The 23,575-nt window shown below is 44.8% G+C and carries 24 protein-coding genes and 1 pseudogene; 12 read left to right on the top strand and 13 right to left on the bottom strand.

Annotated elements, in window-relative coordinates; all coding sequences use genetic code 11:
* Window positions 1-26: 26 nt before the first annotated feature.
* Complete coding sequence (locus SOHN41_RS15590) at window positions 27-917, top strand: aldo/keto reductase (RefSeq protein WP_007650828.1); 891 nt, start codon at window positions 27-29, stop codon at window positions 915-917.
* Window positions 918-1,024: 107 nt separating this feature from the next.
* Here SOHN41_RS15590 and SOHN41_RS15595 read toward each other — a convergent pair whose 3' ends face one another.
* Window positions 1,025-1,855: a MaoC/PaaZ C-terminal domain-containing protein gene (locus tag SOHN41_RS15595; protein ID WP_007650830.1), complete on the bottom strand. Its 831-nt coding sequence runs from the start codon at window positions 1,853-1,855 to the stop codon at window positions 1,025-1,027.
* 409 nt (window positions 1,856-2,264) lie between these two features.
* Here SOHN41_RS15595 and SOHN41_RS15600 point away from each other — a divergent pair, with 409 nt between their 5' ends.
* Window positions 2,265-3,095: a methyltransferase domain-containing protein gene (locus SOHN41_RS15600; protein WP_007650832.1), complete on the top strand. Its 831-nt coding sequence runs from the start codon at window positions 2,265-2,267 to the stop codon at window positions 3,093-3,095.
* Window positions 3,096-3,141: 46 nt separating this feature from the next.
* Here the strand turns inward: SOHN41_RS15600 and SOHN41_RS15605 are convergent, their stop codons facing one another.
* Window positions 3,142-4,041, bottom strand: coding sequence for a TraB/GumN family protein (locus tag SOHN41_RS15605; RefSeq protein WP_037459370.1), 900 nt, complete (start codon window positions 4,039-4,041; stop codon window positions 3,142-3,144).
* A 48-nt stretch (window positions 4,042-4,089) separates the two neighbouring features.
* On the opposite strand from SOHN41_RS15605, the gene SOHN41_RS15610 reads away from it, so the two are divergent.
* Together SOHN41_RS15610 and SOHN41_RS15615 are read left to right on the top strand one after the other, a co-directional pair.
* Window positions 4,090-4,398 (top strand): hypothetical protein, encoded by a 309-nt coding sequence (locus SOHN41_RS15610; RefSeq protein WP_007650836.1) that lies wholly within the window; start codon window positions 4,090-4,092, stop codon window positions 4,396-4,398.
* A 147-nt stretch (window positions 4,399-4,545) separates the two neighbouring features.
* Window positions 4,546-6,303: a GGDEF domain-containing protein gene (locus SOHN41_RS15615; RefSeq protein WP_007650838.1), complete on the top strand. Its 1,758-nt coding sequence runs from the start codon at window positions 4,546-4,548 to the stop codon at window positions 6,301-6,303.
* A 22-nt stretch (window positions 6,304-6,325) separates the two neighbouring features.
* Here the strand turns inward: SOHN41_RS15615 and SOHN41_RS15620 are convergent, their stop codons facing one another.
* On the bottom strand, window positions 6,326-6,850 hold the full coding sequence (locus SOHN41_RS15620; RefSeq protein ID WP_007650841.1) for a DUF3016 domain-containing protein: 525 nt from the start codon (window positions 6,848-6,850) through the stop codon (window positions 6,326-6,328).
* A 272-nt stretch (window positions 6,851-7,122) separates the two neighbouring features.
* On the opposite strand from SOHN41_RS15620, the gene SOHN41_RS15625 reads away from it, so the two are divergent.
* Complete coding sequence (locus tag SOHN41_RS15625) at window positions 7,123-7,431, top strand: hypothetical protein (RefSeq protein WP_007650843.1); 309 nt, start codon at window positions 7,123-7,125, stop codon at window positions 7,429-7,431.
* 135 nt (window positions 7,432-7,566) lie between these two features.
* Window positions 7,567-7,881: a hypothetical protein gene (locus tag SOHN41_RS15630; protein WP_007650845.1), complete on the top strand. Its 315-nt coding sequence runs from the start codon at window positions 7,567-7,569 to the stop codon at window positions 7,879-7,881.
* A gap of 12 nt (window positions 7,882-7,893) precedes the next feature.
* On the opposite strand, the gene SOHN41_RS15635 is transcribed toward SOHN41_RS15630, so the two are convergent.
* Window positions 7,894-8,403 (bottom strand): DUF4240 domain-containing protein, encoded by a 510-nt coding sequence (locus SOHN41_RS15635; protein WP_007650848.1) that lies wholly within the window; start codon window positions 8,401-8,403, stop codon window positions 7,894-7,896.
* 128 nt (window positions 8,404-8,531) lie between these two features.
* Here SOHN41_RS15635 and SOHN41_RS15640 point away from each other — a divergent pair, with 128 nt between their 5' ends.
* The 4 genes from SOHN41_RS15640 to SOHN41_RS15655 all read left to right on the top strand — a co-directional run bounded on the left by SOHN41_RS15640 (window position 8,532) and on the right by SOHN41_RS15655 (window position 11,200).
* Entirely contained in the window at window positions 8,532-8,915 is a 384-nt protein-coding gene (locus SOHN41_RS15640) for a hypothetical protein (RefSeq protein ID WP_007650850.1), read from the top strand.
* A 79-nt stretch (window positions 8,916-8,994) separates the two neighbouring features.
* The gene (locus SOHN41_RS15645) at window positions 8,995-9,792 is read left to right on the top strand and encodes a response regulator (RefSeq protein ID WP_007650852.1); all 798 of its coding nucleotides are present in this window, start codon (window positions 8,995-8,997) and stop codon (window positions 9,790-9,792) included.
* A 146-nt stretch (window positions 9,793-9,938) separates the two neighbouring features.
* Window positions 9,939-10,211 (top strand): HU family DNA-binding protein, encoded by a 273-nt coding sequence (locus SOHN41_RS15650; protein WP_007650853.1) that lies wholly within the window; start codon window positions 9,939-9,941, stop codon window positions 10,209-10,211.
* Between the two features lie 296 nt (window positions 10,212-10,507).
* Window positions 10,508-11,200: a TorF family putative porin gene (locus tag SOHN41_RS15655; RefSeq protein WP_007650855.1), complete on the top strand. Its 693-nt coding sequence runs from the start codon at window positions 10,508-10,510 to the stop codon at window positions 11,198-11,200.
* 82 nt (window positions 11,201-11,282) lie between these two features.
* Here the strand turns inward: SOHN41_RS15655 and rimK are convergent.
* The 4 genes and pseudogenes from rimK to SOHN41_RS15675 form a co-directional block, all read right to left on the bottom strand.
* Window positions 11,283-12,189, bottom strand: a pseudogene (gene rimK, locus SOHN41_RS15660) (30S ribosomal protein S6--L-glutamate ligase).
* Between the two features lie 157 nt (window positions 12,190-12,346).
* A complete protein-coding gene (locus SOHN41_RS15665; protein ID WP_007650861.1) occupies window positions 12,347-14,068 on the bottom strand; it encodes a putative bifunctional diguanylate cyclase/phosphodiesterase in 1,722 nt (573 codons plus the stop codon).
* 9 nt (window positions 14,069-14,077) lie between these two features.
* Window positions 14,078-14,512: a response regulator gene (locus tag SOHN41_RS15670; protein ID WP_007650863.1), complete on the bottom strand. Its 435-nt coding sequence runs from the start codon at window positions 14,510-14,512 to the stop codon at window positions 14,078-14,080.
* A complete protein-coding gene (locus tag SOHN41_RS15675; RefSeq protein ID WP_007650864.1) occupies window positions 14,509-16,662 on the bottom strand; it encodes a CHASE domain-containing protein in 2,154 nt (717 codons plus the stop codon). Before SOHN41_RS15675 ends, SOHN41_RS15670 begins: the two co-directional genes overlap by 4 nt.
* Window positions 16,663-16,973: 311 nt before the next feature.
* Here SOHN41_RS15675 and SOHN41_RS15680 point away from each other — a divergent pair, with 311 nt between their 5' ends.
* Window positions 16,974-17,150 (top strand): PA3496 family putative envelope integrity protein, encoded by a 177-nt coding sequence (locus tag SOHN41_RS15680; protein WP_006079984.1) that lies wholly within the window; start codon window positions 16,974-16,976, stop codon window positions 17,148-17,150.
* A 182-nt stretch (window positions 17,151-17,332) separates the two neighbouring features.
* Here the strand turns inward: SOHN41_RS15680 and SOHN41_RS15685 are convergent, their stop codons facing one another.
* A complete protein-coding gene (locus SOHN41_RS15685; RefSeq protein WP_007650866.1) occupies window positions 17,333-18,295 on the bottom strand; it encodes a PDC sensor domain-containing protein in 963 nt (320 codons plus the stop codon).
* Between the two features lie 278 nt (window positions 18,296-18,573).
* On the opposite strand from SOHN41_RS15685, the gene SOHN41_RS15690 reads away from it, so the two are divergent.
* Complete coding sequence (locus SOHN41_RS15690; RefSeq protein ID WP_007650868.1) at window positions 18,574-19,929, top strand: flavohemoglobin expression-modulating QEGLA motif protein; 1,356 nt, start codon at window positions 18,574-18,576, stop codon at window positions 19,927-19,929.
* Window positions 19,930-19,987: 58 nt separating this feature from the next.
* Here SOHN41_RS15690 and SOHN41_RS15695 read toward each other — a convergent pair whose 3' ends face one another.
* The 4 genes from SOHN41_RS15695 to SOHN41_RS15710 all read right to left on the bottom strand — a co-directional run bounded on the left by SOHN41_RS15695 (window position 19,988) and on the right by SOHN41_RS15710 (window position 23,485).
* Window positions 19,988-20,359: a hypothetical protein gene (locus SOHN41_RS15695; protein ID WP_037459371.1), complete on the bottom strand. Its 372-nt coding sequence runs from the start codon at window positions 20,357-20,359 to the stop codon at window positions 19,988-19,990.
* 251 nt (window positions 20,360-20,610) lie between these two features.
* Entirely contained in the window at window positions 20,611-22,053 is a 1,443-nt protein-coding gene (locus SOHN41_RS15700; protein ID WP_037459377.1) for an MBL fold metallo-hydrolase RNA specificity domain-containing protein, read from the bottom strand.
* Between the two features lie 221 nt (window positions 22,054-22,274).
* Window positions 22,275-23,102: a DUF2927 domain-containing protein gene (locus SOHN41_RS15705; RefSeq protein WP_007650872.1), complete on the bottom strand. Its 828-nt coding sequence runs from the start codon at window positions 23,100-23,102 to the stop codon at window positions 22,275-22,277.
* A gap of 146 nt (window positions 23,103-23,248) precedes the next feature.
* Window positions 23,249-23,485: a thioredoxin family protein gene (locus SOHN41_RS15710; RefSeq protein WP_007650874.1), complete on the bottom strand. Its 237-nt coding sequence runs from the start codon at window positions 23,483-23,485 to the stop codon at window positions 23,249-23,251.
* Between the last annotated feature and the right edge of the window lie 90 nt (window positions 23,486-23,575).

The following is a 23,575-nucleotide window of genomic DNA, read 5'->3' on the forward strand; positions in this document are numbered from 1 at the left end:
AAACACCTTCCCAAAAGAGGAACAACATGTACGAGTCCCATTTAACTTTTTCTGAATTTGTTGCTGGATTTTGGCGAATGGCAAGCTGGGAGATGACGCCGATACAACGCCTTAAGCTGATTGAGCAATACCTAGATTTGGGCGTAACGACTATGGACCACGCCGATATTTATGGCCAATACCAGTGTGAGACCTTATTTGGCGAAGCCTTAGCCCTTAAGCCTGCACTACGAGAGCAAATGCAAATCGTCAGTAAATGCGGTATCAAACCCGCCTTTGATTGTCGACCGACGCGTTACGTCAACCACTATGACACCTCTCACGCGCATATTATTGCCAGCGTTGAACAATCCTTAACGCAACTGAATACCGATTATCTCGATCTGCTACTGATCCATAGACCCGATCCATTGATGGATGCGGATGTGGTCGCAGAGGCCTTTTCAAACTTAAAACAGGCTGGCAAAGTGCGTCACTTTGGGGTGTCTAACTTTACTGTGTCACAATTTTCATTGTTGCAATCGAGGCTAGACGCTCCTTTAGTGACCAATCAAGTGGAAATATCACCGTTGGAAATGAGCCACTTGCTCGATGGCACCTTAGATCTGTGCCAAGAGCGACGTATCAGACCTATGGCTTGGTCATGTCTGGGCGGGGGAGACATTTTTAAGAATACCAATCCACAGGCCGTGCGCTTGCATCAAACATTAGCCGTCATTGCCGACGAAGTGAATGCCCAAGACATTAGCCAAGTGATCTATGCTTGGGTGCGTATGTTGCCAAGTAAGCCTGTGCCCATCATAGGCAGTGGTAATATTGAACGGATTAAGAGCGCCGTCGCATCAAGCCATATTAAACTCGATCGCCAGCAGTGGTTTAGCATCTGGCAGGCTTCCACGGGTCACAGCGTACCTTAATAGGGTTTCCATGGGATTGGATTAAAGCGGCGGGGGAACAATTACGTCGTTCGAGGCGCCGTGATTGTTATCCCCAATAATCCTCAAGTGTCAGATCCAGCAGAAATTTAAAACTGTACATCACCACTTAAATGAGGGCGGCGGCCTTTACTGTCTCGCAGTTCAAATACCCAGCGTTCGGCGTTCTTTTCATAGGCAAATCCCACTTCAGCCGGCATTAAAAGTGGTAACTTAAAAGCCACATCCACAACAAATGGACGCTCACCAATCTCGGGCATTAATTCAGCCAAGCAGCGGGCCTTAGACCACATGCCATGGGCCAGCACGCGATCGAAACCAAAGCGCTTAGAGAGCACTGGGTGTAGATGGATCAGGTTATAGTCACCGGAGGCTTTGGCATATCGACGGCCAAGATCTTCACTGAGTTCCCAGCACTGCGGTGCATCCCAAGCCATTTCTAGAGCCTTAGGAGGGCGCACTCTGCGACCCGCGGTTTCGATACGATATAAATAGGTCGAGAGCGATTCCCACACTAACTCTTCTCCCACAAACACCTTAGAAACAAACTCAAATTCCAAACCTGAGTCTGTCTCACGGCTCGTTGTGAGTGCGCATTCTAAGGAAAACTTCTCGTCCACGGTCGTAGGTCGATACACTTGGATGCGGTTTTTAAGGTGGATCATGCCCAGTAAGGGAAAGGTAATGCCATCATGGGTAAAAATGACCGCATGTAGACGAAAGGCCATGATATAAAGATAAGTCGGCGGCAGGACCTTACCATTAAACTGAAAGCCGCAAACTTGGGCATATTGACTGACACTCGCTTCAGACACTGTCACATTAGGCGCAGTGACTTTAATATGGGGCAGAGGCTGTTGGTCCCAACCTGGTTTGCGTCCAAAGAAGATCTTGCGATAAAGAGAAAACAGCGATGGCATCGCGTTCAATTCAACACAATATGCATTATTCAAGTCTGAGTACCTTTTAATTAACTATCCCTCGACGCAGATAGCCAGAAATACCCCGTGCAGATGACTAATATCCGATAAATCAAACTGATCACGAGTATAAAACAGGCAAAACTGCGTCTTAAAAAGGGCTGATGCTGACTCATCGAATGGGTAGCTAAAGAGTCAGGTTTGTCGAAAACGGCAAGATTATACCCCAGAGCACTCAGTTCTGTGTATCCCTAAGTTAAGCTGGATTATTTACTAACAATAAAATCAGTTAGTTATAATTTTATGATGCAAAGATACTGAAATTACTTTTGGGATACCCCCTACAAATGTGCGAAAATTTTACGCCTGTGCCACACTATCGCCCCACACTCTTTAACTTAGTTCACACGTGCAAGATAAGAATTTTGATAAGCTCGCGCAAAAATTCGCGAAAAATATATACGGTACTCCGAAGGGGGAAATCCGTGCCGCCGTATTATGGCGCGATCTCACCCCCGCCTTAGCCCAATTGGGTGATAGAAAGCTGCGTATTTTAGATGCGGGTGGCGGCTTTGGTTACTTTAGCCAAAAGCTGGCACGCCTTGGCCATGAAGTCGTACTGTGTGATATCTCTGCAGAAATGCTTGCGCAGGCACAAGAGCAAATCTCAGCCTCAAACCTTCCCTTGAATATCACCCTAGTCCATGCCCCGATCCAAGATTTATCCGTGGAACAACATGGGATATTCGACCTTATCCTCTGTCATGCCGTTGTCGAATGGCTTGCCGATGCTAAAACCACAATGGAAGGTCTATTGGCAATGCTCAAGCCCAATGGTTTGTTCTCATTGATGTTTTACAATAAGGAAGCCATGCGTTTTCACGCCTTAGTCTCGGGGAATTTTGATTATGTGGCCGCCGATCTCAAAGTGAAGAAAAAAGTACGCCTGACCCCCACTCATCCCCTTTATATCCATGAAGTCAAACAATGGTTTAGCGAATGGGATATGACGCTAGTGACTCAATCTGGGGTGCGAGTGATCCACGACTATTTGAAAAAGAACCAGGCGGCGGATTTTGACTATCGAAAGCTACTCACGATGGAACTCCAATACTCCCAGTCCGAGCCCTATATTTCACTAGGCCGCTACGTACACTTTTTAGGGCAAGGCCCAGCAACAAAAGCGCCTATGGCTAATCCTCTACCTCAAATGGAGCCAGACACACCCCCACTGACCTAGGTACAATCAAGGTGTATTAATTTACTAAGTTGCCTGTGGGTCTAACTTACTGGCACACCTCACGCCAACAGGCGGTGACTTTCACTCCCGCCTGCTTGAGTCGCTGTACCACACTCTTATCGCCCACCACATGGCCCGCGCCAATCACCACAAATAAGGGTGCGGGTGATTCATCGGCATTCATAAGCTTGATAATCCCCTCGGCCATAGTCCGGTTGCGCAGCCAGAGGATCTTCTCCAACATTTGAGTCTCCCCTTCGCCCCCCATCTGTTCCTGCATCAGCGTATCGAGGGCGGCCTCATCCCCCGTGCGCCAAGCCGTAATGAGTGACAATAATTCGGCGTCGGGAACACTAATGGCTTCACGCAACATGGCCCATTGGCTCTGGCTATCGAATGAGGCCAATAATTGAAACTGCGACTCCGCCGTTTCCAACTCAAACACAGCTCGTCTTGCCCTACGCCCAAGTAGTTGCATATCCACGCCATAATCTGTGCTATAGCCTAAGCCATTATAACGAAGAAGATTAAGTTGAGACGCCTGCAACCATGGAGCAAATGGTTGAATAGACTGACATAAGTCCGCTTTAGCCTCACAGTAAGGCACCATGGCGGTGACCGTTTGCTGATCACGGCTCTGCCAATCTAACTCCCGTGCTTTATCTGCCATGCCATATTTTTGTAGTAGGGCGCGACTATCGACTTTATTCATATCGACTTCGACCACTAACGCCTTAGAACGGTCGAACGCCGCTTCAATTTGGCTCGGCAAAGGATAAAAATCGGCACTGCCAATATGGATTGAACCCAGTAAGTAGGCATTCTTACCCTGCCACTCTAGCTGGTAAAATGGCGGTTTATCATTCTGAGCAGCCCAACCTGTGGCGCTACCAAACACTGCGGCACAACAGATTAAGACTATTAGTCGCCATTGACTTGTTGCCATATCCTTTGCCCCTTATAATTCCTGCAAATTTTGCAATGAGACGCTGTTATGCCACACACTAAGGTTATAGAGCAACTGAAAGAAAACCTTCAAACCGCCTATCGCCAAGCCATAGATGCAGACGCTAAGTTAGATGAATTGAAGAAAGCGGGCCATGGAAAATTCACTAGCATATTCACAGTCGAACAAGGCTTTATCGTTTCAAGCAATCGCTTTTTGCCCTATGTGCAAGAACTCGTTGATGATTTAACGAAACTACAAGATCAGGCAAGCCTAGATCCCGTTGCGCTTGAAACCTATGTGCGCCAACTCGCAACCTTACTAAAAACCCTGCAAGCCTTTAAGAAGCAAAGCTGATCTGCCTCAATGCTGAAGTGAATAATATTTCAGCGTTTATTCCCCTTAATGGCACCGCGTTTCCCCCTTTCGGCCAACAATAAATTGTCATCATTTTGTCATTTCTAAGTCATAGACTCCGCAAACATCGATGAAGGGGCTGAAGTAATGACAAGTTTAGATCTGGCAAAAGAGCTTGATAAAATAATTTCTAAAGGGGCGATAAACCCACTTTTTCAGCCTATTTTCAACATATTAGAACATAAAATTCATGGTTTTGAAGCCTTAAGCCGTGGCCCAGAACACAGCCCTCTCTATTCGCCCGTCCCCCTCTTCCAGACTGCAGAACACCAAGGAAAATTGAGCGAACTCGAAACCCTGTGTAGGCGCATCTCATTAGAGCAATTTAAACTGCGGCAATTTCAGGGCAGGCTGTTTATCAATATCTCACCTAAGGCATTATTAGATCCCGCACACCCAAAGGGGATGACACTACAGTTATTACAACAACTCGGGATCTCCCCCTCCCAGGTGGTCATTGAGCTGTCGGAGCAATATCCTGCGGATGATATAGACCTGCTAAAATCCTGTTTAAATCACTATCGTAGCCAAGGATTTATGACAGCGATAGACGACTTAGGTGCTGGTTATTCGGGTCTAAGGCTCTGGTCAGAATTGGCCCCGGACTATGTCAAAATTGATCGCCACTTTATTCACCAAATTGATTCAACCCCAGTGAAACAAGAGTTTGTGCGCTCGATTGTCGAACTCTGCCAAAGCCTAACCTGTAAAGTGATTGCCGAAGGTATTGAAACCCAAGAAGAACTCGCAGTACTCAAACAACTCGGTATCGTTTATTGTCAGGGTTACTTACTCGGCCGACCAGAAGCACAACCCTGCCGAGTGATGAAAGCGACCTTAGTCCCCAATAATACCCAGGTTCAGCCAAGGTATAGCGAATCGGCAGAGAGCCTTTGCACAAATGCCATCACAGTGGCGCCCACACTTAAACTCAAATTTTTAAGCGATACCTTTAGCTCGCAACCCGCACTGCAGGCGGTTGTGGTAGTCGATAATCAGTTGCCGCTGGGAATTATCAGCCGCGCGACCTTACTCGAACTCTTCAGTACGCCCTATGGTCGTGCCTTGCATGAGAATCATGCCGTTAGTGAAGTGATGGATCCACAGGTTATCCAAATTGAAGCCAACGAACCACTCTCCACTGTGAGCCAATTGCTGACCTCAGAGACCGCCAATACGGTCGCGCAACAGTTCATCATACTTCGTCGAGGTAAACTGCTCGGAATAGGTCACACCAAGGATTTACTGCAACGGATTACAGAGCACAGAATTAAGATGGCCCGCCATGCGAATCCTCTGACAGACTTGCCGGGCAATGTCCCCATTCAAGAGGAATTAAAACGCCTTAAAATCCAAAAGAAACACTTTTATCTGGCCTATTTTGATTTGTGTAACTTTAAGCCCTATAACGATATTTATGGTTTCTGTCGCGGCGATGAAGTGATCTGTGAAGTTGCTAATTTATTACTGAAATATAAAAGTGATAACTGTTTTATTGGCCATGTCGGCGGCGATGACTTTGTGATTATCAGCACCTGTGAACATATGATCAGCCGTTGCCAACGAATTCTAGCGGACTTTGAAACCCATAAACATTTGTTCTACAGCGCCGAGCATTGGCAAGCACAGGAGATGCTCGCCGATGATAGACAAGGCGAAGCCTGTTACCATCACTTGATCAGTCTGTGTGTGGGCATATTGCCACCAGCACTGACTTTTAATACCAATGAACACAGCCTGTCGACCTTAAGTGCTAAGGCAAAAAAACAGGCAAAATCCGCAAATAACGGATTTTACCTGTTAGAAAATCACCTTGTTATCGAAACCCATGCGCTCAGTGCTTAAGTCCTGAGCCCTGATTGAACGATTAAAGCTGTGGGGCAATCGTCTTCTTTAACCAATCAGTCAACATTTTGGTTTCGTAAATAAAAGGTTTATCGGTTAAAGGTTTAATCCCATCCATAAAACCCATATCCAACAGTTTTTCATCACCCGCCATAATCACTTTATCGTTATCTAAAACTTGATAAGAAAAAGTCAGACGCGGTGGATAAATGTCTTTAATAATGCGTAAATCATTGGCGGTCGCACCAAAGGTTGGACGCATATCACCCGCCAGATCAACATCGGTAATGGTCATTTCAAGCTTTTGATTTGGCTTTAAAATCTTCGCGGCTTCTTTATTGATATTTTCTGTTAACGTCTCAAATAAGCGCTTCTCATAACGGGATTGGATTTCCCCCGATGATTCAATATCGCGAAAATCTTTAGGACTTTGCCAAACAATTTTAACCACGCCATCTTCGGTGACGGGATTCACTGGCGCTTCATCGGCCGCCCAAGCCGCACTGCAACTTAATACGCCTGCGAGTAAAAGGAATTGAACTTTCATACTTGCCTCCTAGGCCTAACCATTTCTACGATATACCGTACAAAATCTAACCTGAACTAAAGCTTAATGCAAAACTGAAATAAGTACAGCTAAACTAAGGTAAGCTTCTGTATAAAAAGGTAAATATCCACAACAATTTCAACCCAAACGAATCATTTTGTATCAATGAGCTATAAAGTAAGCACTGAGTTATTAATTTGTGATCATTTAGCGCGCATCTCGATTGAAAACGCGTTATTCTTCGCCCAATGTTTTACGACTACGAAAAAAAAATGAAATTCCCCGTTGTACCTGTGTTCGTTTTAATCCTATTAACTTGTTTTGTTAGTGCGATTTGGTTCATTTCCCCCAATGATAAAAAAAATCAGCCAGAAACTTGGTCTGCTTTTATTTATACCCATGGCTATGACTCTGGAAAATATAAGAAAACAGACAATTTTAGTCACTATGAATCCTGCAGAGACTTTGCCCGAGAACAATCCTCTTTCTACGATGATGTACCGTGGGAATGTGGCTTAAGCTGTGCATTTGATACTCGTAAGCAAGGTTTCCAATGCAAAGAAATGAAAAATGAGCACTAACTAACCGTTCAGCATAGGTTCAATATTTATACAATAAGCTAAGCCCCTCACAGCGCAACTCGTTTTCTTTACCGTCTAAGGATGCACGATTTAGAACTGACGTGTTAAACGTAATTCTTAATTTGGAGCCTACCTATGAACCTAAAAACAGCTAACTTATCAAATTTTTACTCACGTAAAATCGCTTTATTGGCCCTGCTAACAATCGGAACTAGCATAAGTATTTCAAGCCATGCGGCGCCATTGACCGAGAGTCAACAACAGGCGGTTAACACTCATTTTAGCAAATTGGATCAGGCGCAACATGCGGCAGAAAACCAAATAGCTGAGCAACTTAAGCAAGATTTTACTCAGCAATTAACCGCACAAGAACATGAGTTTATGAATGATATCTGCCCTAAATACGGCATGACATTCGATGTGACAACCAATGCCTGCTTACGCTCATAAGCGATTGCAAGATTAAAAGGGGAAACGTGCGCTAAGCCCTGGATATTGTTGCTTTAATTCCTTGGGTTTAGTGCTAAATTTCTTGCCAATAGGTGTCGCCTTGCCCGATGGCATAAAGGGCAACTCTTCACCCGTTCTATCTTCGTATAATTGCCCAGCAATCAAATCATACTCGTCCACAAATGGATAGGCATAACCGTCCTTTTCTGGCCATGCAGACAATTGCGCTAGGCTATCTGGATGGGTGATAACCGCTTCATAAGTTGCTTTGCCAAGGGAGATGAGAAAACATCTAAACTCCGCAAATGCATACTCAGAGTCACAACCGGTAATGATATAAGCCGCGCCCCAAACCGACCATAGATAACTGCGGCGCATCTGTTGGCCAAAGATTTTGTCGAAGGCCTTCAATTCATCATTACTCAATTCAGTCAGCTGTTGCTTTAGTGACTGCACGAGAGACTCCTGTGATTGCGTCGCTTCTGTACGTGTCACTAAGCCCCAAAATTCAACTTCTGTCATAACGTAAACCTATTCATTGTGCCTAAGCAAAGGCAATATTCTACACGATATTCAGGTTATGCTGGACTCAGATCAGGGCTTTTCCTACACTTGCTCATCGCCCACATAACCCAATTAGAATCATATCTATGCCTAAACGTCTTATCCTATTGGTCGTACTCTATTGCCTCATCAGCATCGCCGCATTATGGCGCGCTATAGCAACTCAATCCTTTGATTTATTTACCTTAGGAGTACTGCCTGTACTGGCGGGGATCATTATGCGTGCACCTTGGTCTAGCCTAGTGCTGAAAATTTATCTTGGTATGCAAACCCTAGGCTTTTCGGCGCTTGGAATCACAGCCATTATCGCTTATCGCATTACACCGGAGGACGTTAACGTCGTCTTTGCTGGCCATAACATTCCTATGCTACCCCTTATCATCGGTATTATGAGCCTTTTATTAGTACAATATTGGATCGCGTTTTCGAAGGTGACTTATCACTATTTAATTGGGAAAACACAGCCATAGCCGATTTGTTGCTAAGCTGTTACTTATAGCGTAGCTTAACGACCCCATAAAATACCCACAGCCAATACTGACAGAGATTATGAGCCATTTATCGCCCAGTGAACTTTCCATCCTACTAGTGGAACCTTCAGAAACCCAACGCAGGATCATTATCCAGCGTTTGCAACAAGAAGGGATTGTCAGCATCCAAACAGCGGCAAATCTTGCAGATTCAAAAGAGGTTATTACACGGCATAAACCTGATCTGATCGTCAGTGCCATGCACTTTGACGATGGCACTGCAACCGAGTTGCTCAGTTATTTACGTAATAATAGCGACTGCCGAGACATTCAATTTATGTTGGTTTCCAGTGAATGCCGCCGTGAGCAATTAGAAATATTTCGCCAATCGGGTGTGGTCGCCATATTACCTAAACCCTTTAATGCCGAGCACTTAGGTAAAGCCCTCAATGCTACCATCGACTTATTGAGCCATGATGAACTCGATCTGAGTCATTTTGATGTGCACGATGTGCGGGTATTAGTGGTCGATGATAGCCGAATGGCCAGAAACGTCATTAAACGTACCATAGGCAATTTGGGAATAAAATTGATCACCGAAGCCGAAGATGGCGCCCAAGCGATTGAGTTAATGCGACATCATATGTTCGATCTGGTGATCACCGATTACAACATGCCGAGTGTCGATGGGCTCGCTTTAACACAATTTATTCGTAATGAGAGCCAGCAATCCCACATCCCAATTCTTATGGTTTCCTCCGAAGCCAATGATACCCACTTGAGCAATGTGTCACAGGCCGGCGTAAACGCGCTGTGCGATAAGCCATTTGAACCTAAACTGGTCAAACAACTCCTTTACCAGTTATTGGAAGAATAAAACCTAAGTCACGAACCGCACAAATATTCCTCAATTCTGTCACTTTGATTGGGGAAGCTTGCAGCAAAAGACTTTCCAACGGTTAAACCTTATGGCATGTTAGGCACGCTTACTTAATAAATCTATGGAAAGAAGAGACAACAAAGATGAATAAAACTGAACTTATCGCCAAGATTGCTGAAAATGCCGATCTAACAAAAGTTGAAGCAGCACGCGCATTAAAATCTTTCGAAGCGGCTATTACCGAATCAATGAAAAACGGTGACAAAATTTCCATCGTCGGATTTGGCTCTTTTGAAACCACGACTCGTGCAGCACGTACGGGACGTAACCCACAAACAGGTAAAGAGATCCAAATTGCCGAGGCAACTGTGCCTAAATTTAAAGCCGGTAAGACTCTGCGTGATAGCGTAAACTAAGTCACTGCTAAACCGAATTTTGATAAAACGCCTCCAGTGTGGGGCGTTTTTTTTGCTTAATGCTAAACCAAAAAAGGCTGTTTTTTTGCACAACAACGGTGCGTCACTGCTCTATTTTCTAGCAACTACAAACAAATTGTTAACATTGGTAATTATAACTAACTGTTTTTTAAAAGATTGAAATAATGGCATGTGATTAGCAATTCCCTCTTCAGAAAAAACCAAGATGCACCAATGTCACCACCCCAAATGGGGACATGTGTGAATCGATAAATAAGTCAATCGAGGGGATGAACATGAAAAAATCACTGTACAGCGTTTTGGCATTATCGACGGGATTGTTACTGACATCCAATGCCTTTGCGGCCGTGTCGGGCAATATTGGTGGTACTTCAAACTACCTATGGCGTGGCGTTACCCAAACTAACGATGCCGTAGCAATCCAAGGTGGTATCGACTATAGCCACGATTCTGGATTCTATGCGGGCACGTGGGCATCGAATGTGGACTTTGGTGATGATACCAGTTATGAGCTTGATCTCTATGCGGGTTATGGTGGCAGCATTACCGAGGATATCAGTTATGACCTAGGTTACCTCTACTATGCTTATCCCGACGCCGAAGGCAGTATCGACTTTGGTGAACTCCATGGTGCAATCACTTGGAAATGGCTTGAAGTTAGCTACTCCCAAGTCGTCAATGCTGGGGATGACGTCGCCGCAGACCCTTTAGATAATAAAGACCTAAGCTACCTTGCCGCAACCGTCTCCGTCCCTCTCACAGAGAAACTCAACTTATCTGTGCACTATGGTTACTCAAGTGGTGACGTGGTGCAATCTTGGTTTGGCGAAGATAACTACGCCGACTATAACGTCACACTCAGCGCCGATACCAGCATGGGCACAGTCTCTTTTATGGTGTCAGATACAGATTTAACCCAAGATGATGCCAAAATTGCTTTAGGTTATTCCTACAGCTTTGACCTCTAATAGCCCTCTGCAGTACCCGTAAAAACGCCACTCTATGTGGCGATTTTTCTTTAAATTCAGGACTATTTCTTTAAGCTCAAGACTAGGCAATAATCGGGCGATTCGATTTGCGCGCCGCAACCATTTTCTCAATATATTCAACGATAGGCTCAGTGACTGAAATCCCCGTCGTTTGTTCAATTCCCTCAATGCCAGGCGCAGAATTCACCTCAAGGATCAATGGACCACGATGGGAGCGCAATATATCCACTCCAGCCACAACAAGCCCCATCGCCTTAACGGCAGCGACCGCCATTTTACGTTCTTCTGGGGTAATTTTGATTTTTTCACCACAGCCACCCAAATGCAGGTTAGAGCGAAAAATCCCCCTCTGGGCCTTGGCGCTTCATTGAGGCGACGACTTTATCGCCCACCACAAAACAACGGATATCGCTGCCATTGGATTCTTTAATATATTCTTGGACTAAAATATTGGCCTTGAGCCCTAAAAAGGCCTCGATAACACTCTCGGCAGCCGTTTTCGTCTCGGCTAATACCACGCCAATACCTTGTGTCCCCTCAAGCAGCTTAATCACTAAAGGGGCACCGCCGACCATATTGATAAGATCCGGAATATCGTTAGGCTTATTGGCAAATCCCGTGATAGGCATACCAATCCCTTTACGCGACAATAGTTGCAGTGCACGCAATTTATCCCGCGAGCGAGCGATGGAAATGGAATCATTTGCCACAAATACGCCCATCATTTCAAATTGACGCACAACCGCACAGCCGTAAAAAGTCACACTCGCATGGATCCGCGGAATGATCGCATCAAACCCCACCAACTCCTCACCCTCATAATGAATACTGGGTTTAATGGAATTGATATTCATATAACAGTTTAAGGTATTGATCACGACCGCTTCATGGCCACGCGCCTCACAGGCGGCAACGAGACGTTGTGTCGAATACAACTGGGGAAACTGAGATAAGATACCTATTTTCATTACGAACTGACCAAATTAAGCACTGTGAATGGGAATTCTGAGGTAAAAAAGCACACCAGAGAAGGGAGGGCAGATATTTGTCTATTGCTCAGTGTAAAGCAAGAAAAAACTCCTCACCAGATGAAATCCACTGTCTGTAATGAGCGTAAGATAATGTTCACAATTGTGCGAGTAAAGGGGTAATGTATTTTGTTTCAAAGTCACTCGCCGCTAAAGGACGAGAGAACAGATATCCCTGTAGTACATTGCAGTTTCGCGTGGTACAAAACTCGGCCTGCTCAAGGGTTTCGACCCCTTCAGCCACAGATATCACATTGAAACCGTAAGCAAAGTTTAATAGGGCTGCAAGCAATCGAGCATCTTTCACATCCTTATCGTAGGAGGCCACAAAGCTTTTATCGATCTTCAGCACACTGATGGGAAATAGTTTTATGTGTTCTAATGAGGAAAAGCCAGTTCCAAAATCATCGAGTGCAAAACGTACCCCTAAAGCGGCGATTTGATCTAGTACTTTTGCATGTTCGTGGGGTTCTTCAATTAAGCAATTTTCGGTAATTTCCAACTCAAGCGCCGTTGCAGGTAAATGGGTCAACTCCAATGCATTAACAATTTTCTGATATAAATCGATATGGCCTATTTGTGCTGCCGATAGATTCACGGCAATCGTGAACTGATACCCTAGTGGCTGTAGCCGAGTTAACCATTCCTGCGCCTGTCTACAAGCCTCAGTCAATACCCAGTCTCCAATGTCCTCCATTAAGCCGATCTCTTCGGCAATAGGCAGAAACTGCTCAGGCGAAATCAAACCATCGACAGGATGCAACCAGCGGATGAGCGCTTCCATCCCCACCATCTGATGGGTTTGGGAGTCCACCTGGACTTGATAATAGACTTTAAATTCATTCTGTCTGAGGGCGCTCCTAAGACTGGATTCAATATGATTACGATAGCGAACCTCCCTATCTAAGGCTTCGGAATAAAACTGGATCTGATTGCGCCCCATTTTCTTCGCTCGGTACATGGCAATATCGGCACATTTCATCAACTCAGAGCTATTCGATGCGGCCTCGTTATAAAAAGCGACCCCAATGCTGGCGCCGATCAATACATCGTTATCCCCAAGACAAAACACTTCTTCAAATGCCTTAAGTAAACGGTTGGCAACTATCATGGGAAAATATTTGTAGTCATTGTCTGTCACTAAAACAACAAACTCATCCCCACCTAACCGGGCAATAACGTCCCCATCGCGTAATACGGTGCTTAAGCGTGAAGCGACTTGCACCAATAGAATGTCACCTGTCTGGTGGCCTAACGTGTCATTTATAGCTTTAAAATCATCAAGATCGAGTAAAATTACCGCAAGAAAATCGTTGCTTCTCTTCGCCCTGGCAATGGCTCGATTAAGGCAAAGTTCAAAGCCATAACGGTTAACCAGTTTAGTGAGAGAATCATGCTCGGCGAGCTCTTTAAGCTTTTGATGACTATTTCTTAGGGCCAAGGCCATGGAGGATCTTTGCTTGGCATAACGAATCGCACGGCTCAGAATGCGTGAATTAACTTCATCTTTAAGCAAAAAATCCTGAGCACCTAACTCAATGCAACGTTGGGCAAGTTTTTCATCTTCGTAGCGACTCAGCATCACCACTACGGTTTGCTCTTGAGTCATAGAATTGAGTTTAATTAACACTTCTAAGCCATTGGCGTCTGGCAATAAATAATCCAATAATATGCCATCGAAATGGCGCTCGAGGGCGAGATTCAACCCATCGAAAGCACAATTAGCCTCGATGACATTAAACGCCAACTTTGATTGTTTCAGCGCTCGGATGATTGCCGTTCTATCCACTTCATCATCATCAATCAGCAGTAAGTCCATATACACACCTTATACGGTTGGAAGCTCGACAATACGCCAATAGCCTTCCAACATATTAAAAATGTTATTAAAACCGTCTTTAATATCCGTTTTCACCATATATCCAGCGACATGATGACGATAGGCTATCATCCTATCTTCGTCGGTGCTTGAGGTGGTGAGCATAAAAACCACAGATGAAGATAAGGTAGGATCAGAGCGAATATGTTCGAGAAACTCAAAGCCATTCATCCTAGGCATATTCAGATCGAGCAGTATAAGATAGGGTCCTTTAATCGTTTCTGGATCCGTGAGAATATTCAACGCCTCCAATCCATCTCGAGCCCGTATCAGGGGGTTCAATAGACGCAGTTGCCTCATCGCCCTTTGTACCGCCATATAATCCACATCATCATCATCGACGAGTAAAATCATCACCTGATTGTAACTATCGCAGCTGCTCATAAAACCTCCTTGTCAACAATTCGCATAGGCCAACTAAACTGGAAGCAGCAACCCCGCCCTTCAGATTTTAGCAGGACCTGCCCCCCGAGACTCTCTACGGTTTTTTTCACTAGGGATAGGCCTAAACCGCTGCCTTCCACTTCATCTCGAGGTCTAAGTGTTTGAAACATTTCAAACACTTTCCCATGATAAGCATTAGAAATACCTGGGCCATCGTCAATCACGCTAAACCAATACTGCTCATCCTTCTGCTCACATAGCACTCTTATGACACCCTGCTCCTTATCGTGGTGTTTAATGGCATTACTCATCAGATTCCTTACGACTAATTCCAACAAGGTTTTGACCGTTTTAAATTGAGGAAAACCGCCTTCGAGTACTAATTCAAATCCCTGTGGCGGCGCAACTAATGCAAACATATCTTCCATCAGTTGCTGAGTATTCACCTCAACCATCTCGGTATCTACCCGACCAATACGGGAAAACATTAACAAACCGTCGAGTAATAACACCATTCGATGAATGCGGCTCTGGATCAAACCTAAATACTTTTGAACATTTTCATTGGTATTATCTGCAAGATCTTCCGATAACCAACTCGTCAATTGTTCTATTCCCCTAAGGGGAGATTTCAAATCGTGGGACGCAATGTAAGCGAAGCGGTCTAACTCTTGATTGATACGTTCCAGCTCCTTTGTATGCTCAGCCCGCTGAATTTCAATACGTTTACGCTCGGACACATTATTAATCGTCGCCAGAATAGAAACCCCATTACTGAAATGGATGGGGGTTAGCCCCACTTCGATGGCCAAACGCGTACCATCTTTACAGCAACCAAACAGGTCGTCCCGCATCGACATATTTTTGGCAATAGGTTGCACGAGATAATTACTCATATGCTGTTGATGGGCGCCCCGTAAAGCTTCAGGCAATAACATATTGATGGATCGCCCAAGCAATTCGTCCCTCGCATAGCCAAAGAGGCGTTCGGCATGGGTGTTGACTAAGGTAATAAAACCAGACTTATCCACCATAAACAATGCGCTGGGAGAGGCTTCAATCACCAGACGGAAGCGCTTTTCGTTTGCGATCAACTCTGCGGTAAGCATCGATTCTTGATAGCGATTACGCGCCATCACAACGACCGAATAAAACAAGGCCAACACAAAACCACTGCCAATCACCTGCAACCAAATGCTTTGCACCTGCTCTGAACTCGAAATAAAACGTGACTGGGAAGAAATATCCAAACGCCAAGCCTGGCCTTCTATCATCTCCGTTTGTGATTTATAAAAAATGTCCTGGGTCGATGGCAGCTTTTTACTGCTGGAGAACATCAAATTGGCACTATTGGCACTGTCACCATCATAAATGGCGAGTTTCAAACCAGAAAAACGATTGCCCATGATCCCCTGCATTAAGTCATTCATTCGAAATGCCGCATAGATTAAGCCAATGGCTTGCTGTTTTCGCTCAGCCTCCGTCGTTGCTAAGCCTCGATACAGAGGCAAATACATTAAGAATCCCGCCTGAGCATCGTCGGCGGTTTCCTGCACTAAGGTGACTTTTCCCGAAATCGTTGGCATACCCGAAGCTATCGCGCTCAAGATCGCGGCGCGGCGAATGGGCTCGGAACACATATCGTAACCAAAGGCGCGTTGATTACGCCAATCGAAGGGTTCTAAATAGTTAATAGCACAGTAGAGTTCCCGCTCTCCTTCTGGATATATCTTATATTCATTAAACCCTTCAGCTTGGATTTGCTTAACATGCTCCTCTACATTCACAGATGTTAGCAATTCAGCATACCCAATCCCTTGAATACCTGGGTAATACTCGCCTAAGCGGGCGTTAGTAATATAAATTTGCCATTCTTGGCGTGTTACACCATTTGTGGAAAGAAAAAGCCCAATGCCCCCCCGTAGCACTTGTTCATAGGCAACCATCCGATGGTTTACGGCTTCAGTCAGCTCTTGCACACTGTTGTTGAAACGCTCTTCACCACGGTCCCTAAAATATTCCTCGAGGGCATACCAGGAAATTCCCATGAAGAAAAACATGGCAAGCACCATCAGCCAGCTTGAGCTGAGTACACGAAAATACTTTTTCTTAGGGGAATCGAAAGATTCAGGAAAACCATCCTTGTGCATATACGCCCATTCCCTAGCTAAGGAGAATAATAATTACCTCTTCAAGTGTTGTTCTAACCTTTGCTAAATTCAAGTTTTCCTACTGTTTAAGTAGGAATTAATACAGGAACAAAATGACAGAGTTATGCGCTTAATCACAAAATAAGACTAAACTAAATTAAGCGCACATGCTCCATTATTGCTCCGTCGCTATCTGGCCCGCAGGTCTTCACAACGGGAAGAAAATTTTACGCTGATTCACAAAATTTTTTGCTTTTCTAGCACACTCTTTTTAGATAGAAAGTCGGTAGGAACAACAAGAGGAATTCGTTATGGCTCATATTACTGAAGTCGTGCCCAACGATACTGAACTTGAGGCAATGACCACACCGAGAAACAGCAAAGCCGCTGAGGCAATGCAACATAGACGTGAAGTCAAAAAACGTTTAGAAGACTACCTCGAACGGGCGGAGTTAAAGCGTGCATTAGGAGATGACGATTTTTTCTAGCCGATTCTATCTCGCTATTTAGTGGGCAAGATTATGGTGATGCTGCGTTAAATCGCCGAGTATTCGCCTAGAACTCAAAAAGTTCGTGTCCACTCAGGCCTAATATCTCACCCAGCCCTCAGTGCTGGGTGTGACTTTGCTTAACCCTCTTAATGCCCATCTTTAAAGCCGCATCATCCTTGTTATTTTTTACCACTTTTATAGGCTTGAGTTTTAATCAGCAACCATTCGGCCTTAGCGCCTAAGTAAACGTAAGCACCTAATCCTACGAGTAAACCGACTACGGCTAACATCATCCAGATAGCGGGTTCAATATATTGTTTCTCACCGAGTGACGCCTTGAACATAGTCAATAAGGCTTCAATAGAAATGGCAATGAGGATGGTAGAAACAAACCGCGTAATGGTTCGCCGCGTTGAGCTGTGGCGAAAGATATCCTTATGCATTAGGACTTCTTCTTCGAGAATCGTTTTCCCGAGATCGAAAATCGCTAAAGCCAGCGTCATAAAAATAATGATCCCAAAGGGTTGCAGCGGATCTTGACCAATTCGCTCGACAGTAAAGAGTCCGTAAATATCCCGCAATGCGGTCCAGAGCAATACCGTGACCAATACAAATAATCCAGTGACTATCACGCCATAAACCGCTTTAAACGCAGGAGTCACTCGCCGCCGCGCACTGTCCCCCATCATAAATTCAATCAAGCGGGTCAAGTCCACATCGACTACTAAATAGCCCAGTTTTTGCTCCTGTTGATAAATTGCCAAGGATGCTGAGAGGCATAAGTTGCCACTAGCATTAGATAAATAGGGACGTGTAATGTTCACACCATCGGACTCATCACGATTGATAAAATAGGGTCGTTGGCTGCGATCGCGATTGCCACCTAACGGAATTAACTCGATCTGATGATCTACCACCGCAATATTCTGGCTTATCTGCAAGCCTTGGCTATCGAGTAAATACATTAGTTCGACAAAGGGATAGCTCTTCGCTATTCCTTTCATCGCTTTGACATCGACCTTAGGTTGTTTAAATAACTCGGCGTCGGCAATCCCAGTAAGAATCGATTCCATCAGTTCATGCACTGTTGCTTCGTATTCGTGATACCGCTCGATCACACTCAAATAACTCATCGCTGCCATGTTTAGCTCCAATCAGCCTATTTCTAAGTCTTGAACAAAGCAGCTTTGATGCCATATCAATAAAATATTGATAAACAAATAGTTACTAATTTATAGCCCATAAGCACAGCGCTAAAATAGTCACAAGTGCACCAAAATGATTCACAAAACCGATAACAGTCAATTTATGTAATCGGTATATTTTCTCAGCTAGCCTGTGAATCAATATGAATAAATAAGGTTTAAGGCTATGATTAGCCACATCTCTCTCGCTGAAATTACCTGCAGGATATACGGGAATGTCTGAGTCGTTAGCCCAATATCAACAAGATCTACGTCGTTTTTCCGATGAATTAATTCGCATCCAAACGCCAATAAAAATCTTAGATGCCATCAAATGGCCGCGGGAAATGGAGGAACGCTTTCTTTCTAATAAGGGCACAGTACTGCCGGCTATTAAGCAAGATTTCTATCAAAACATTGCCTTGCCTTTCGATCCCGTAAAAACTCAAGCAGAGCTCGCCTCCCTTAAACAAGACATTAACCGTGGCTTAGGTAAGAGAGACAAACTCGGCAAGATATTAATCGCTAACGTCGATCAATATCGCCTCGTTGTAGATATGTTGAGGCATAGGGGTACCCCGACATTTGGCAAACTTAGCCAAGAATTATACGGAAGTGCTAACCACAAATTGCATGGAGATCGCCATACCCTGCGTCAATTGGGCGATAAACTCAGTTATATTTTCTCGTTGCCCGCTGCACGGCATATGAATAAACACCATCCGAAAATTATTACCGCTCCAGAAGCGGTGCACGTGCTTAGCCAACGTTTAGAGAAATACTTCCATAGCGATGATATGCGCGTGCGCCTCAGTGACGGTATTGTCTCGGATGCCGCAGTGGGAGGAGATACGGTAAAACTCAATAGTAAAGCCATGTTTAGCGAGTCGGATCTTAATGTATATGAGGTTCATGAAGGTTGGGTTCATGTCGGCACAACCCTCAATGGCCGAGCACAACCCCATGCCACTTGGCTCAGTGTCGGCTCACCCCGCGTAGCCGCGACTCAAGAGGGGTTAGCTGTTTTACTGGAAATGCTGACCCTAAGCTCAAATCCTGGCCGAGCCCGTCGCATCAGCGATCGCGTTGCCGCCGTCGATATGGCAGAAAATGGTGCGGATTTTATCGACGTTTTTAACTATTTCAGAGGATTAAATTTAAGTGCAAAGGATAGTTACCGTGTGACTCAGCGGGTCTTCCGAGGTGGCATGGTTGAAGGAGGCAGTTTTTTCACGAAAGATATCTCCTACGTGCGTGGCTATGTGGAAAACATAAACTTCATTCGTAGTGCGATCACATCGGGCCTACCTGAGCTCATCCCTATGTTATTTTTAGGGAAATTAGCGATAGAAGACATCCCTGTACTATATCAAGCCTGCCAAGAAGGCATTATTACCACGCCTAAATATTTACCACCCATGTTCGATAACTTTAGCGGACTATATGCATGGTTTGGCTTCGCTTCTGGCTTGGCGGGAATAGACTTAAAAGGGGTGCAACGTCACTTTACTCGCTTATTTAAAGACGTGCCTAATGTCGCCCCCGCCTTCGAATTACTTGATGATACTGAGTTTGATAATAACTCGGACTAATACTCTGCCCTTAATTGCACAATAAGAAAGCTCACAGCATTGTGAGCTTTAAATAAAGTTACATATCAATAGCGAAACCTTCACCATTACATTCAAAATATTGGTTACAGCCAGGATAACTGACCCTACCACATGTGTAATATATGATGGCGTTTCCTCCTAACTTTTGAACTTGGAGTTTCAAGTCCTTTTTCAAATCATCGACACTTACATGCTCTACAGGATCGACATCAGTACGACAATAGGTGCTAGAAACCTCACCTAACCCTATGTATTTATACCTAGATAGTTCTGCTAGGGTGTAAACCTCAACTGTGCTAGCTACGGCATTATTTAATGCAACTGAACCGATATTTGTCCGCAGTGTTGCCCCACTACACGCTGTCAGCAATAAGCACAACATCACTGTATATCCATTTTTATTAATCATATGCTCCCTTTCATTGATGGTTTTTATCCTACACTCACTCCGACTTTAATAAAGCAGTTTCCTATTTAGTCAAAGACCCCAAATGGGGAAGAGGAAGTCTATCCCTAAGATAAGTCTCGACTTAAAATACAAGAAATACCCAACAAGTTAAACACTGGCTGAGTTTAACGGACAGAAAGAACTAGAGTGTTGATTTCTCTTTGAAAGTAACATGCTCCGCATTCTAGGTGAAGAGCATGTTACGGCTAGACTTAAGTGGGTTTCCATACCAATTTCGGCAATGCATTTAAATCCAGTCGATCACCTAGGGTGGCGATCGCTATGGCCTTGGGTTGGGTTTTAGGATCTTGCTTGAGCACTTCGACTAAGCCATGTTGCGCCTCGGGTTCACCATGGACCAAAATCAGCGGAGGTTGGTTTTCAAAATGTCGATACCAATTTAACAACTCGGCTTGATCCGCATGGGCAGAAAGCCCACCAACAGTGTGCAACTTAGCGGCGGCTTTTATGCTATTGCCATGGATAGTCAGCTCTTCGGCTCCATCGACTAAGGCGCGCCCAGGGGTACCAAGGGCTTGATAACCACAGATAATCACATCACATTCCGGACGCCATAGATTATGTTCAAAGTGACTGCGAATGCGTCCACCGTTACACATCCCGCTTCCTGCAATAATAATCAACCCCTTATGAACGTCATTCAGCGCGATAGATTCTTCAGTCGTTTGAATAAACTCAACATTTGATAGTAATGGATGTTGTCCCGGATGCTGGCGGGTGAAACGCTTAAAATCCTCATCCATCAAGGGATAATTGTTAACGTAAACCCGGGTCGCCTCAATGGCCATAGGGCTGTCTAAGCAGATCCTCCAGCGGGAAAGCTCCCACTCTTTGGCGTATAAGTGAAACAGATATAACAACTCCTGCGCCCGCCCAACGGAGAATGCTGGTAGTAAAATATTCCCATGACTTTCGCTAACCGCCTTAGCAAAAATCTCCTTTAACTCAACGAGAGTGTCCGCCCAGCTACGGTGAAAACGATTGCCATAGGTGCTTTCCATTAACACTAAATCCGCCGTATCCACTAAGGTCGGATTATGCAAGATAGGCATGCCCGCACGCCCCAAATCACCACTGAAGACAATTTTCTTCTGTGCCTCCCCCTCCCCTAACCAAAGTTCGACTAAGGCCGACCCTAAAATATGCCCCGCATCCGATAGACAAATATCCACATGGGGAATGACCTGAGTCACTTGGCCATACTCCAGAGGCACAAACTGCTTAATGACTTGCTCGGCATCTTCGACGGTAAATAAGGGTTCTAGGGGGTCAAGATCATGCTTTGCACGCTTTTTATTGACTCTTTCGGTGTCTCTGGTCTGTAGCATGGCCGCATCTTTCAGCATGATAGCGCAGAGCTCAGTCGTGGCCTTATGAGTATAAATAGGGCCATCAAAACCCGATTTGACTAACAGGGGCAAGCGCCCAGAATGGTCTATATGAGCATGGCTGAGTACCACAGCGGAAATAGACTCGGGATCGAAGGCGAAGGGATCATGATTACGCAGTTCATCCGCCTTACCACCTTGGATCAATCCACAATCGAGCAATAAGTGTTCATGATCGACCGAGAGCAAATGGCACGACCCCGTCACTTCCTCTGTCGCCCCTAAAAACTGCAGTGTCATCCGCATGGTATCCCTCCAATATGTTCATCTCATATATATTGGTTATTTTTAACTTAGCCCACTAGGTCTACAAATAACCGTCTTGCCTAAAGTGCGTTACATTTCCGCTGAATCCTGCATCTTCAGGTTGTTTGGGTATAAATATAGACTATGCCCTTATTCCTCAAAGAAAAAGAATTAATTAATCCAGCGCAAACAATGCCAATTTTAGTGCTAACACTTAACCATCAATACCCTAGTAAAGGGTATAACTTCCCTTGACGCACGGTTTTATCGGCATTAGCCACTGTGCCATCATGCAGCCATTGCTCAACCAAGGTTTGCAGGGGCTGCTTGGCTTCATCGGCCGTCATTCCAACACTGATACTTGGACTGTAAAGCAACTTAAGCAAAATAAAATCGAGTCCTGTCAGCAAATCCTGTGGAGTTTTATCGTTAAAGATGGAGGGAAATACTTTCTCGGAATCATTGGGTAAACCTAACACTTGGGTTATTTCTTCCACCACACAGGCCACTAACTTGCCGTGCATTTTGGCTTGATCGACGGGAATAATGATCCAAGCACGTGCAATTTCGTGCTGTGCATTAAGGGCAAATGTCCCGATACACACTGAACCATGGAGATTTTGAGTTGCACTCTGCCCCATTAAGCGTTCAACTTCGCTCGCCCACTGGGATTGACGGGTAAAAACTAAATGTATATTTGCTTCAGGTAAGGTATTCGTCTGTTGAATATCGTGACCCGTAATGTCGGCTAATTGCGCTAAGTGCATCTGCACTAATTGGGTGTGCAGCGCACTATCGCCCACTTGATGCTCGATAAATACTCGTATCGGCACACGCCACTTACGCACACCATGTTTGGCATTGTCATACTCGTTGTTAAGGGCTACTTCACCAAATGCTTGAATAATATAGGCGGCATTTTTCCAATCCCTTTCGGCTTTTAGTGACTGGCTCGGCCCAGGGGACATCTGCGCAGCCAATAGAGGTAAGGCCATAAGCACTAAACTTACTAACCCAACATACATTAATATATTCAGCCACTTAAGCATTGGTCTTGATCCTATTATCCATTGAGGTGGTTTAATCATCATCCCAGTGAACCCGATAACAGCCACCGAGATCCATAGACAAGCCCCTCTTTTAGATAAAACTCAATATTGACCTTGAATGGGCTCTTACTCGAGCAATTTCACAATTAATCCCGCAGCCACTCTTCAATATCACCGCGGCTCGGCACAGAGCCGCTATGCACTAACTCACCATCGATGACCACGGCTGGGGTCTTCATCACTTTAAATTTTAATAGGGTTTGAGGATCTGTGTCCTTTTTCACAATCGCATCCACGCCCATTTCTTCTGATATGTCCGCAATCATCTCAGCGGTTTTACTACATTTAGCGCAACCACTACCTAATACTTTGACTTGTTTCATGTTATTTCCTTAGGGATAGAACAATAAGGGATACTTACCATAGACTTAACTGCTCGCTATGACCGAAAAATCGGCACAGCGACACAATTT

This window comes from Shewanella sp. HN-41, from assembly GCF_000217915.1.
GTDB lineage: Bacteria > Pseudomonadota > Gammaproteobacteria > Enterobacterales > Shewanellaceae > Shewanella.

What these genes read in the sequence shown, in the direction of transcription:
- SOHN41_RS15615 (WP_007650838.1), top strand. Translation starts at nt 4,546, where the DNA reads ATGACAAGTTTAGATCTGGCAAAAGAGCTTGATAAAATAATTTCTAAA.
- SOHN41_RS15710 (WP_007650874.1), bottom strand. Translation starts at nt 23,485, where the DNA reads ATGAAACAAGTCAAAGTATTAGGTAGTGGTTGCGCTAAATGTAGTAAA.
- SOHN41_RS15605 (WP_037459370.1), bottom strand. Translation starts at nt 4,041, where the DNA reads ATGGCAACAAGTCAATGGCGACTAATAGTCTTAATCTGTTGTGCCGCA.
- SOHN41_RS15610 (WP_007650836.1), top strand. Translation starts at nt 4,090, where the DNA reads ATGCCACACACTAAGGTTATAGAGCAACTGAAAGAAAACCTTCAAACC.
- SOHN41_RS15685 (WP_007650866.1), bottom strand. Translation starts at nt 18,295, where the DNA reads ATGGCAGCGATGAGTTATTTGAGTGTGATCGAGCGGTATCACGAATAC.
- SOHN41_RS15675 (WP_007650864.1), bottom strand. Translation starts at nt 16,662, where the DNA reads ATGCACAAGGATGGTTTTCCTGAATCTTTCGATTCCCCTAAGAAAAAG.
- SOHN41_RS15590 (WP_007650828.1), top strand. Translation starts at nt 27, where the DNA reads ATGTACGAGTCCCATTTAACTTTTTCTGAATTTGTTGCTGGATTTTGG.
- SOHN41_RS15705 (WP_007650872.1), bottom strand. Translation starts at nt 23,102, where the DNA reads ATGCTTAAGTGGCTGAATATATTAATGTATGTTGGGTTAGTAAGTTTA.
- SOHN41_RS15680 (WP_006079984.1), top strand. Translation starts at nt 16,974, where the DNA reads ATGGCTCATATTACTGAAGTCGTGCCCAACGATACTGAACTTGAGGCA.
- SOHN41_RS15670 (WP_007650863.1), bottom strand. Translation starts at nt 14,512, where the DNA reads ATGAGCAGCTGCGATAGTTACAATCAGGTGATGATTTTACTCGTCGAT.
- SOHN41_RS15625 (WP_007650843.1), top strand. Translation starts at nt 7,123, where the DNA reads ATGAAATTCCCCGTTGTACCTGTGTTCGTTTTAATCCTATTAACTTGT.
- SOHN41_RS15635 (WP_007650848.1), bottom strand. Translation starts at nt 8,403, where the DNA reads ATGACAGAAGTTGAATTTTGGGGCTTAGTGACACGTACAGAAGCGACG.
- SOHN41_RS15640 (WP_007650850.1), top strand. Translation starts at nt 8,532, where the DNA reads ATGCCTAAACGTCTTATCCTATTGGTCGTACTCTATTGCCTCATCAGC.
- SOHN41_RS15690 (WP_007650868.1), top strand. Translation starts at nt 18,574, where the DNA reads ATGTCTGAGTCGTTAGCCCAATATCAACAAGATCTACGTCGTTTTTCC.
- SOHN41_RS15650 (WP_007650853.1), top strand. Translation starts at nt 9,939, where the DNA reads ATGAATAAAACTGAACTTATCGCCAAGATTGCTGAAAATGCCGATCTA.
- SOHN41_RS15665 (WP_007650861.1), bottom strand. Translation starts at nt 14,068, where the DNA reads ATGGACTTACTGCTGATTGATGATGATGAAGTGGATAGAACGGCAATC.
- SOHN41_RS15655 (WP_007650855.1), top strand. Translation starts at nt 10,508, where the DNA reads ATGAAAAAATCACTGTACAGCGTTTTGGCATTATCGACGGGATTGTTA.
- SOHN41_RS15695 (WP_037459371.1), bottom strand. Translation starts at nt 20,359, where the DNA reads ATGATTAATAAAAATGGATATACAGTGATGTTGTGCTTATTGCTGACA.
- SOHN41_RS15700 (WP_037459377.1), bottom strand. Translation starts at nt 22,053, where the DNA reads ATGCGGATGACACTGCAGTTTTTAGGGGCGACAGAGGAAGTGACGGGG.
- SOHN41_RS15630 (WP_007650845.1), top strand. Translation starts at nt 7,567, where the DNA reads ATGAACCTAAAAACAGCTAACTTATCAAATTTTTACTCACGTAAAATC.
- SOHN41_RS15620 (WP_007650841.1), bottom strand. Translation starts at nt 6,850, where the DNA reads ATGAAAGTTCAATTCCTTTTACTCGCAGGCGTATTAAGTTGCAGTGCG.
- SOHN41_RS15595 (WP_007650830.1), bottom strand. Translation starts at nt 1,855, where the DNA reads ATGCCATCGCTGTTTTCTCTTTATCGCAAGATCTTCTTTGGACGCAAA.
- SOHN41_RS15645 (WP_007650852.1), top strand. Translation starts at nt 8,995, where the DNA reads ATGAGCCATTTATCGCCCAGTGAACTTTCCATCCTACTAGTGGAACCT.